10 protein-coding genes and 1 other RNA gene are annotated in these 9,528 nt (G+C 73.7%); 3 read left to right on the top strand and 8 right to left on the bottom strand.

The genetic code is table 11. The features are described from left to right. The first annotated feature begins 394 nt into the window (after nt 1-394). The 3 genes from map to rnpB all read left to right on the top strand — a co-directional run bounded on the left by map (nt 395) and on the right by rnpB (nt 2,639). Nucleotides 395-1,258 (top strand): type I methionyl aminopeptidase, encoded by an 864-nt coding sequence (gene map, locus ACH0A8_RS08720; protein WP_066658125.1) that lies wholly within the window; start codon nt 395-397, stop codon nt 1,256-1,258. Between the two features lie 28 nt (nt 1,259-1,286). After that, entirely contained in the window at nt 1,287-2,036 is a 750-nt protein-coding gene (ppgK, locus tag ACH0A8_RS08715) for a polyphosphate--glucose phosphotransferase (protein WP_406906994.1), read from the top strand. Nucleotides 2,037-2,282: 246 nt separating this feature from the next. Further along, nucleotides 2,283-2,639: RNase P RNA component class A (gene rnpB, locus ACH0A8_RS08710), an RNA gene on the top strand. A gap of 98 nt (nt 2,640-2,737) precedes the next feature. Here rnpB and ACH0A8_RS08705 read toward each other — a convergent pair. From ACH0A8_RS08705 to ACH0A8_RS08670, 8 genes are all read right to left on the bottom strand, one after another. After that, entirely contained in the window at nt 2,738-3,472 is a 735-nt protein-coding gene (locus ACH0A8_RS08705) for a zinc ribbon domain-containing protein (RefSeq protein ID WP_066654022.1), read from the bottom strand. Beyond that, nucleotides 3,469-4,380, bottom strand: coding sequence for a Nif3-like dinuclear metal center hexameric protein (locus ACH0A8_RS08700; RefSeq protein WP_271826535.1), 912 nt, complete (start codon nt 4,378-4,380; stop codon nt 3,469-3,471). Before ACH0A8_RS08700 ends, ACH0A8_RS08705 begins: the two co-directional genes overlap by 4 nt. A 39-nt stretch (nt 4,381-4,419) precedes the next feature. Then, nucleotides 4,420-5,556, bottom strand: a complete 1,137-nt coding sequence (locus ACH0A8_RS08695; protein WP_271826534.1) for a hypothetical protein — start codon at nt 5,554-5,556, stop codon at nt 4,420-4,422. Nucleotides 5,557-5,662: 106 nt separating this feature from the next. Next, nucleotides 5,663-6,247, bottom strand: coding sequence for an alpha/beta hydrolase (locus tag ACH0A8_RS08690; protein WP_251154983.1), 585 nt, complete (start codon nt 6,245-6,247; stop codon nt 5,663-5,665). 58 nt (nt 6,248-6,305) lie between these two features. Then, nucleotides 6,306-7,271 (bottom strand): AraC family transcriptional regulator, encoded by a 966-nt coding sequence (locus ACH0A8_RS08685; RefSeq protein ID WP_209682893.1) that lies wholly within the window; start codon nt 7,269-7,271, stop codon nt 6,306-6,308. Between the two features lie 142 nt (nt 7,272-7,413). Then, nucleotides 7,414-7,827, bottom strand: coding sequence for an ATP-binding protein (locus ACH0A8_RS08680; protein ID WP_066654013.1), 414 nt, complete (start codon nt 7,825-7,827; stop codon nt 7,414-7,416). Next, entirely contained in the window at nt 7,824-8,162 is a 339-nt protein-coding gene (locus tag ACH0A8_RS08675) for an STAS domain-containing protein (protein WP_066654011.1), read from the bottom strand. The genes ACH0A8_RS08680 and ACH0A8_RS08675 overlap by 4 nt, the downstream gene beginning before the upstream one ends. A 57-nt stretch (nt 8,163-8,219) precedes the next feature. Next, entirely contained in the window at nt 8,220-9,434 is a 1,215-nt protein-coding gene (locus ACH0A8_RS08670) for a multidrug effflux MFS transporter (protein WP_251154982.1), read from the bottom strand. Nucleotides 9,435-9,528 lie beyond the last annotated feature (94 nt).

Raw genomic sequence — 9,528 nt, 5'->3', positions numbered from 1 at the left:
GGCGCGGGGCGCTGGGCGGGCGGTCCTGAGGGCGGGTTCGAGCCGGGGCGTCGCCGGTGCCCCGCGCGGCGCCGCGAGACGCCGGCGTCACCGCCGGACGCCCTCGACACCGCGAGACGCCGGCGTCACCGCCGGACGCCCTCGGCACCGCGAGACGCCGCCGGATCTCGCGGCGTCTCGGCACGGACGGGGCGTCTCGCACCGACGCCGGTGTCTCGCGCACGTGTCGGTCGGCGCGGCGTCTCGGCATCGGCGAGGCGTCTCGCACCGACGCCGGCGTCTCCCGCACGTGCCGCGCCTCGCGCACGTGCGGGGCGTCTCGCGCGGCCGCCGTCGTCTCGGCGCCGGCGTGCGGCGGGACGGCGGCCTGCCGCACCCGGTTAGAGTGGTCGGCATGCCCCGGGACGAACACGGACACCTGACCGCCGGCCGGATCTCCCCCCAGCGCCCCGTGCCGAAGGACATCGAGCGTCCCGAGTACGTCGGGCGCGTCGAGCCCCACGAGCACGGACTCGGTGACACGTACACGCCGGACGAGGTCGAGCTGATCCGGGCCGCGGGACGCATCGCCTCGCAGGCCATCGACGCCGTCGGGGACGCCATCCGCCCCGGGGTCACCACCGACGAGCTCGACCGCATCGGCCACGAGTTCGTCGTGTCCCACGGGGCCTACCCCTCCACGCTCGGCTACCGCGGGTACCCCAAGTCGCTCTGCTCGAGCCTGAACGAGGTCATCTGCCACGGCATCCCGGACGACACCGTGCTGCAGGAGGGTGACCTGGTCAACATCGACATCACCGCCTACAAGGACGGCATGCACGGCGACACGAACCGCACGTTCGTCGTCGGGCAGGCGTCGCAGGAGGTGCAGGACCTGGTCGACCGCACCCGCACCGCGCTCGAGCGCGGGATCAAGGCCGTGGCCCCCGGACGGCAGGTCAACGTCATCGGACGAGCGATCGAGGCCTACGCGAAGCGCTTCGGCTACGGCGTCGTCCGCGACTACACCGGTCACGGCGTCGGTCGGGCCTTCCACTCCGGGCTGATCATCCCCCACTACGACGCGCCGCGCTTCGACGACGTCATGGAGCCGGGCATGGTGTTCACCATCGAGCCCATGCTCACGCTCGGCGGCATCGAGGCCGACATCTGGTCGGACGACTGGACCGTCAGCACCCGCGACAAGTCCTGGACCGCACAGTTCGAACACACCCTCGTCGTCACCGAGCGCGGCGCGGAACTCCTCACCGTCTCCTGACGGACACTCTCGAAAGGCACCGCTTCTCATGACCTCCCTCGCAGTCGGCGTCGACATCGGCGGTACGGGCATCAAGGGCGCGATCGTCGACGTCGCCTCCGGCGAGCTCACGACCGACCGGATCAAGAAGGCCACCCCCGAGGGCGGCAAGCCGCACGACATCGTCGCGGTCGCGAAGTCGATCCTCGACGAGCTCGCTCCGGCGGCGGACGTGCCCGTCGGGGTCTGCTTCCCCGCGATCGTCCGTGACGGCAAGACCATGTCGGCTGCGAACGTGTCGAAGAAGTGGATCGGCTTCGAGGCCGAGGCGCTCTTCGAGAAGGAGCTCGGTCGCTCCATCCACTTCGTCAACGACGCCGACGCCGCCGGGTTCGCCGAGCAGCAGTTCGGCGCCGCGAAGGGCAAGGACGGGCTCGTGGTCGTCACGACCCTGGGCACCGGGATCGGCACGGCGCTGATCAACGACGGCGTGCTCATCGTCAACTCCGAGCTCGGCCACCTGGAGATCGACGGGCACGACGCCGAGACGAAGGCCTCGTTCGCGGCCAAGGAGCGGGACGAGCTGTCCTGGAAGCACTGGGCGAAGCGCCTGCAGAAGTACTACTCGACGCTCGAGGCCCTGCTCTCCCCCGAGCTCTTCGTCGTCGGCGGCGGCGTGTCGAAGCACCACGAGGAGTTCCTGCCGCTGCTCGACCTGCAGGCGGACATCATCCCCGCGACCCTCCGGAACAACGCCGGCATCATCGGGGCAGCGACCCTGGCGGCGCGCAGCAAGTAGGCGGCGCTGCCGGCAGCGCTGCTCCTGCCCGTCCGCCGGCGGCCGGCTCCGGCTGTCCGGCGAGCGGGCAGGACATGCCGCGCGTGCTCCGACGACCGGGTGCGATCGGTCGGGTGTCAGCGTCGAGCGTGACAGATCTGGCCCGCTCGGCGAACGACGGCGGGGCACGAGGAGGCCGGACGCCGGAACCGTCGGCAGCAGGCGGGCGCGGGACGGGGGTCGGCAGCGGTAGACTCGGGGGTGCGAACGGGTCGGTGAGACGGTCGCGTCACTCCCCCGGGAGTGCCGAGGAACGTCCGGGCTCCACAGAGCAGGGCGGTGGGTAACACCCACCCGGAGCAATCCGCGAGACAGTGCCACAGAAAGCAGACCGCCGGCGGCGACGTCGGTAAGGGTGAAACGGTGGTGTAAGAGACCACCAGGGGTCCGGGTGACCGGATCCGCTCGGTAAACCTCGCCCGGAGCAAGGTCAGACAGAGGACGACGAGGCTGCTCGCTGAGTCCTCGGGTGGACCGCTGGAGGCCGGCGGCAACGTCGGTCCGAGAGAGATGGCCGTCACCGCGAGAGCGGGACAGAACCCGGCGTACGGCCGGCCCGTTCGCACACACGACACCACGAGCGCGCCCGCGCGTCCCCACCGACGACGGACGGGAGGCTCGTGGCGGTGTCGCCACGAGCCTCCCGTCCGGTGGTCCCGCGTCTACAGGCCGGACTCGGCCGTGCGCACCAGGATCGCGTCGCTGTCGGGGCAGAGCACGACGTCGTCGGGCGCGGCCCGACGGATGTCCTGCAGGTCCGAGTTCGTGAGGGTCACGCCCGAGGCGGTCGAGACCCCGCCCTGCAGCAGCGACGCACCGAAGCCGTAGCGGGCACGCTGCCGGTCGTACAGCGCCAGCAGGTCCGCGGGCACCTTCGTGGCGACGGCCGCACGGCTCTGGACCGCCGACTCGCGGTCGGCCTCGGCACGGGCGATCTCGGAGTCACGTTCCGCGACCAGCGTGGCACGGTCCGCCTCGACCCCGGCGAGCTTCGCCTCGATGTCCCCGACGCGAGCGCGGTGCACGTCGAGCTGCTCCATCACCTCGAGCTCGGCGGTCTCCAGGTCGCCGATGCGGCGACGGAGGGACTCCATCTCGCTCTCGAGCCCGGCGGCGTCCTTCGCGCTGGAGACGTTCTGCAGCATCGTCGTGTCGCGCTCGATGCGGGCCTGCGCCGTCGCGGTGTCCGACTCGAGGCGTGTGCGTTCCCGTTCGGCGTCCTCGACCTGGCCGGTCGCGGCGGCGAGTTCGGCGCGCAACGAGGCGGCGGTCGTGCCGAGCTCCGTGAGACGGTCGCCCTTCTGCAGGGCGGTGATGCGGTGCGACAGACGGGTCACGTCGTTGTCGAGGCGCTGGAGGTCGAGGAGGACGACCTGGTCCTCGGGTGCTGCCTTCACGGTCGGTCTCCTTCGGGGGCGGGGGTGGGAGCGGCGGTGCCGGTCGAGCCGGAGCCGTCCGCAGCGATCGGTCCGGGTGTCGGCTCGGCCGCGGGCAGGACGGCGAAGTCCCAGGGGTCGGTGCGCAGGTCGCTGACGGTCACGCGGACGCCGGCGAGTCGTCGGAGCTGCTCGGCGGCGACGTCGAGCCAGAGCCACTCGGTCGCCCAGTGCGAGGTGTCCACCAGCGCCGGGCCGTCGACGAGCAGGGCCTGCTCGCGGAACTCCGAGGCGGGGTGGTGCCGGAGGTCGCTCGTGACGTAGACGTCGGCGGTGCGGACCGCGGCGTTGCCGAGGTAGGCGTCGCCGGCCCCGGCGCACAGCGCGACCGTGCGGACGGGCCGGTCGAAGTCGCCCGAGACCCGGACCCCGGTCGCCGTCGGCGGCAGGAGGTCGACGAGCTGCCGGGCGAGCGCGCCCAGGGTGGTCCCGTGCGGCAGGACCCCGACACGACCGATGCCGGTGCCGGTGCCGGGATCGGCGCCCGGCTCGAGCGGCCGCTGCTCGGAGAGGCCCAGCCGGTCCGCGAGCACGGCCGAGGTACCGGTCGTCACGACGTCGGCGTTCGTGTGCGCGGCCAGCAGGGCGGTCCCGCCCCGCACGAGTGTCGCGAGGACCCGTCCCTTGGCGGTCGTCTCGTCGATCGTGGTGACGCCGCGGAGCAGGAGCGGGTGGTGGGTGAGGAGCAGGTCGGCACCCACGGCGACCGCCTCGTCCGCCGTGGCCGGCACGGCGTCGACGGCGAGGTGGACGTGCTCGACCGGCTGGTCCGGGTGCCCGGAGACGAGCCCCACGGCATCCCAGGACTCGGCGCCGGCGGAGGGCCACAGGTCCTCGATCACGGCCTGGAGTTCGCGGAGCGTCGGCATCCCGTCAGTCTACCGAGCCGCAGGCGGGGTCCGGATCGCTCAGCGGCGGCCGAACAGGGACCGCAGACGTGCCACGAGGCGCGCCCACCAGCCGGGTCCGGTGCTGTCCGTCGTCGGCGCGTGCTCGTCGTCGTGGCTCGCCGTGGTCTCGCTCGCGGGCAGGGCCACCGCCTCGGGCAGCACGACCGGCGTGCTCGCCGTCGCACCGGTGTGCGCGGTCAGCGCGGCCGCGAAGGCAGCCCGGTCGATGACGGTGGGCCCGGTGGCCGGCTGGACGAGCGGAGCGGGCCGGGTCGCGGCCGACAGGGGCGAGCCGACCGGGAGGCCCAGCACCGGCCGGACCGGCAGCTCGCGGCCCGGGGTGGTCGCCGCAGCGTCGACGGCACCCGAGCCCGTGGTCGCGAGGACCCCGGTCGTGGTCGGTGCGGTCGTGGCCCGCTGGACGGGTCGCGTCGGGGTCGCGACGTCGGTCCGGGGTGCGGCGGCGCGCGGGGCGGCTGCTGCACGCACCGGCGTCGGCACCGGTGCTGTGGCGGCGCGTCGGGCGGCGGCACGATCACGGCGCGCGACCTCGTCCGCTGCGTCGGCGAGCAGGTCCGCGAAGACGGCGCGGGCGAACGCACGCGCGGCGTCGACCTCGGCGTCGTCGAGGTGGGCGACGGTGGCCTCCCAGGCGGCGAGGCGCGCGAGGTCCTCGTCGCGGCGGCGGACCTCGTCCTCGAGCAGCACGATGCGGTCGATCGTGGTGCGGCCGCTCGTGGCGGAGACCTCGACCGCCAGGTCCTCGATGCGCAGGGCGATCCGGGCGGGCGGCTCGGGGAACGACGGGGCGCAGGCCGCGACGTGCCGTGCACGGTCTCGACGACGGAAGGCGGTGGGCTCCGAGTGCTCGGCGGCGGGCGCGGCAGCGGCGGGTACGAGCGCGGGTGCGGGTTCGTCCGACGCCGACCCGGGCTCGGGCTCGGGCTCGGCAGCAGCCGCACCAGGGCCGACGGGCACGGCGGGCTCGGCGACGGCGTCCGTGGTCACCGGGCGCTGCACCGGACCCGTGACCGGCGGCACCACGAGGTCCGCCAGGTACGGCGTACGGGTGGCCGGGACGTCTCGGAGCCACTCCTCGAGCTCGCGACCGAACGGGTCGACGAGGGGGGTGCGCGCACCGGGCTGGGTCTCCATGTGACGCAGGATAGATATCACGTGCGCCGGATGCGGGGAGATCCGCGGTGTGTCGCGCATCCCGCACTCTCGGACGTGACGTACCGGGTCGGAGATGAGCGGCGTGTCAGGGCCTCGGGAGCGACTCCGCGAAGTCGTCGAGCAGGCGCCGACCCTCGTCCCAGGCACCGACACCGCTCGCGACGTTCACGTGCTGCCGGTCCCCCACCCGGACCACCCGGGACCCGAGCGTGCCGGCGAACGCGACGGCTCGGTCGACGGAGCAGTACGGGTCGTCGTCGCTGACCACGAGCACGGTCGGTACCGCGACGGGTCGGCGCGGAGCGCGGAAGCCGGCAGCCTCGGCGGGGAACACCGGCGCCCCGGGGTCCGGGGGTGCCACCAGGAACGCGCCGACGACCCGCTCGTGAGCGCCGTCGACGACGTGCTCTGCCAACCAGTCGGCCACCGCCAGGACGCCCAGGCTGTGCGCGACGAGCACCGGCGGCCGGGAGCAGGCGTCGACGGCCTCGGTGATCGCCCGGCTCCAGTCGCCGGGCTCCGGGTCCGACCAGGACCTCGGTGCGATGCGTACCGCACCGTCGGCGCGCTCGTCCTGCCAGCGGGACTGCCAGTGCTCGGGGTCAGACCCCCAGATGCCCGGGACGACGACCCAGGGGTGCCGGTCCGCCGGGCGCAGCTGCTCCTCCATCCGGGCAGCGTAGCGGGCATCCGGGCAGCGGAGCGGGCAGCCCTGGCGGCGACGGCCGTCAGCTGTGCAGGGTGTCGCGCGGGTACTCGCCGAACCGCGCCGAGTAGGCAGCCGAGAACCGACCGAGGTGCGCGAAGCCCCACCGGACCGCGACCGCGGCGACCGTGAGCTCCCCCGGGGTGCCCCGGTGGAGCTCCTCGCGCACGCGGTCCATCCGGATGCCACGGAGCATGGCGTTCGGGGCGGTCCCGACCTGCCGCTGGAACGCCTGCTGCAGCCCGCGGACGCTGAGTCCGACGTGTTCGGCCACGTCGGTGGTCGTGATCGGGGTGTGCGCGTAGGCGTGCATGTACTCGACCGCTTCGCGGACCCGGCTCGTCGCACCCTGCGGCATCGGGACCTCGGGCGCGATCTGCTCGTGCGGGAAGGTCCGCAGCATCGCGAGTGCGGTCTCGCGTGCGGTCTCGGCCATGACGAGCGGTGAGGGAGCCGCGGGGCCGAGGACGACCTGCGCGGCCCGTCGGACCTGTGCGTTCCACACCCGCAGGTCCTCGGCGTGCGGTCTCGCGGTGTGGTCGAAGACGATCGCGCCCGCCTGCCCGCCGTGCTCCTCCGCCGCGATGCCCTCGAGGAACCTCCGGTCGAAGTGCACGAGGTTCTGCCGGACGTCCTCGACCTCGAAGACGAAGGGCCGACCTGCCGGGAACACGAGCGCGTGCCCGGGAGCGAAGGACGCCTCGTCCCGACCGACGTCGACCGTGCCTCCGCCGTCGGTCGCCCACATGACGGCGTAGTCGTCGCCGGAGGACGCCTCACCCGTCGCGTGCGCGTCGAAGTGGGTCGACCGGAACGACATCGACGCGTCACCGACCGCCTTGAAGCGGTACCCGAACGACCGCGCGGTGTGGCGCGCAGCGAAGTGCGCGCCGTCGTACGCGTCCGAGAAGAGCTGGAGCGCCGCGCCGAGGTCGGTCCCCACGGCTTCGTAGCGCATCCGGGTGTCAGCGCGCGTCTCGGTCGTCACCGGACCGAGCGTGACACGACATCGCCGGTCCCGCATGCGCACCGTCCCGGGGTGCGCGGACCGGCTCCTCCCGTGCGGGAAACGGATGATGCGCGGGCCGGACGCGGAGACCGGTCAGCGGCGACCGGTCAGCGGCGGCCGGTCAGCGGCGGCCGCGCCGGACGACCCATCGGTTCCGGTCGTCGACCCGCTCGTAGCGCAGGTCGTCGACGACCATCTGCACGAGCGCGAGCCCGCGGCCGCCCTCGGCCAGCGCGTCCGGCAGGTGCGCCGCCGACGGGTCGACCAGGACCGGCACACCGTCGTCGGACAGCGACACCGTGACCTCGTCCGGGCCGACGTCCATCCGGAGCGAGCAGGACACCGGACGACCGCCGGCTCCGTGCTCGATGACGTTCGAGGCGAGCTCGACGAGGGCGAGTTCGAGCGCCATGCGGTCCTCGAGGGACAGCTCGGGCTCGTGTGCCCACACCGAGGACAGGAACGTGTGCACCGCCGTGACGTCGTCGGGCGGGCAGGCGAGGTCGAGGACGTGCTCGCCGGTGGCCACGGTCATGCCCAGTTCGTCACCGCGGCGTCCCCGTCCGGGTACGTCCGCAGGATCTTGTCGATGTTGGAGAGCTTGAGCACCATCTGCACCTGCTCGGAGGGGGCGGCGAGCCGCAGGTCTCCCCCGGCCTGGCGCGCGGTCTTCAGGCAGCCGACCAGGGCGCCCAGTCCGGACGAGTCCATGAATTCGACGCCGGAGAGCTCGACGACGAGACGCGAGCGTCCGCCCTCGACGACCTTCGCCACGGTCTCGCGGAAGGCTCCCGCGCTCACCATGTTGAGTCGTCCGCTGCACTCCAGCACGGCGGTGTCGTCTGTCGCCTCGTGTACGACGATGTCCATGCAGGGGCCTCCTCGGTTCGGTGCGGGTGCACCCTGCAACCTACCGGGTGTGAGCCGTCAGGCGGTACGGCCTCGCCGCGTCGCGAGGACCTGGACGACGACGGCGGCCGCCATGAGCGTCGCCATCACGGCGCCCATCGCGGTCGCGGTCCCGCCGAGCGCACCCGCGAGCGGCGTCCCGAGCCCGCCGAGTCCGAAGGTGAGACCGCCCTGCAGTGCGGCCGCGGTCCCCGGGTGGGCAGCGCCGACGTGCTGCGTCCGGGTCATGGCCGCGGGCAGCACGAACCCCCAGGCCCCGGTGACCACCGCGAGCCCGCACCAGACCGGCACGGGTCCCGCTCCGGCGAGGGCGGCGACCAGGACGACCGCGCTGCCGAGGGTCCCCGTGGCGAGCCCCGCGGTCAGCAGGGAGTCCTCGGAGAACCGGCCGACGACGCGGCGGAACACGAGCGTCGTGACGACCATCACCGAGGCGTTCGTCGCGAACACGAGCGTGTAACGCTGCTCCGAGAAGCCGTACTGCTGCTGGAACACGAACGAGCTCGTCGCGATGTAGGCGAAGAAGCCGATAGTCGAGAGCACCCCGGTCAGGACGTAGGCCCGGAAGCGCCCGATCGCGAGCAGGTCCCGGATGCGACGCCCGTTCGCCCGGAAGCCGGTCCCGCCCCGGGCGGCCGGCGGGAGGGTCTCACCGAAGCGCAGGACGACCGTGACGGCGAACGCCACCCCGAGCACGGCGAGGACGACGAACATCAGGCGCCAGGACCCGACGGTGAGCACGGCGCCGCCGGCCAGCGGTGCGACGACCGGCCCGACGGCGTTGATCGCGGCCAGGGTGCCGAACACCGTCGCCGCCCGTGGCCCCGAGGCCGTGTCGGAGACCATCGCACGACCGGCGACGGCTCCGGCCGCACCGGCGAGTCCCTGCAGCACGCGGGCGGCCACCAGGGTGCCCGCGTCCGGTGCGAGCGCACAGCCGACGGACGCCAGCGCGAAGCCGACGGTCCCGACGAGGAGCAGCGGTCGCCGTCCGGTGCCGTCGCTCACGGGCCCGGCGAGGAGCTGGCCGACCGCGAACGCGACGAGGAAGGCCGTGAGCGACAGCTGCACGACCCCGGGCGTGGTGTCGAGGTCGCGGGCGATCGTCGGGAGCGCCGGGATGTACATGTCGGTGGCGAAGGGCGAGACGCCGACGATCAGTGCCAGTGGGACGATCGGCGGCAGCCGGGTCGTCGCGGTCGTCGGTCCGGTCCCCGCGCGCTCCGTCGTCACCGACGCCACGCTACGCCTGCGCGGACCGATCCGCGACGGCCGTCGGGCACCACGCTGACCCGTGACGGACGGGAGGCGCGGTGCCCGCCGGCAC

Source organism: Curtobacterium sp. 179-B 9B NHS (genome assembly GCF_045370965.1).
Lineage (GTDB): Bacteria > Actinomycetota > Actinomycetes > Actinomycetales > Microbacteriaceae > Curtobacterium.
The sequence above is the reverse complement of the archived record's forward strand: the minus strand, read 5'-3'. Positions and strand labels throughout refer to the sequence as shown.

Bases quoted from the DNA above. Each gene is read 5' to 3' on its own strand.
- ACH0A8_RS08675 (WP_066654011.1), bottom strand. From the start codon at position 8,162: ATGGACATCGTCGTACACGAGGCGACAGACGACACCGCCGTGCTGGAG.
- map (WP_066658125.1), top strand. From the start codon at position 395: ATGCCCCGGGACGAACACGGACACCTGACCGCCGGCCGGATCTCCCCC.
- ppgK (WP_406906994.1), top strand. From the start codon at position 1,287: ATGACCTCCCTCGCAGTCGGCGTCGACATCGGCGGTACGGGCATCAAG.
- ACH0A8_RS08695 (WP_271826534.1), bottom strand. From the start codon at position 5,556: ATGGAGACCCAGCCCGGTGCGCGCACCCCCCTCGTCGACCCGTTCGGT.
- ACH0A8_RS08690 (WP_251154983.1), bottom strand. From the start codon at position 6,247: ATGGAGGAGCAGCTGCGCCCGGCGGACCGGCACCCCTGGGTCGTCGTC.
- ACH0A8_RS08700 (WP_271826535.1), bottom strand. From the start codon at position 4,380: ATGCCGACGCTCCGCGAACTCCAGGCCGTGATCGAGGACCTGTGGCCC.
- ACH0A8_RS08680 (WP_066654013.1), bottom strand. From the start codon at position 7,827: ATGACCGTGGCCACCGGCGAGCACGTCCTCGACCTCGCCTGCCCGCCC.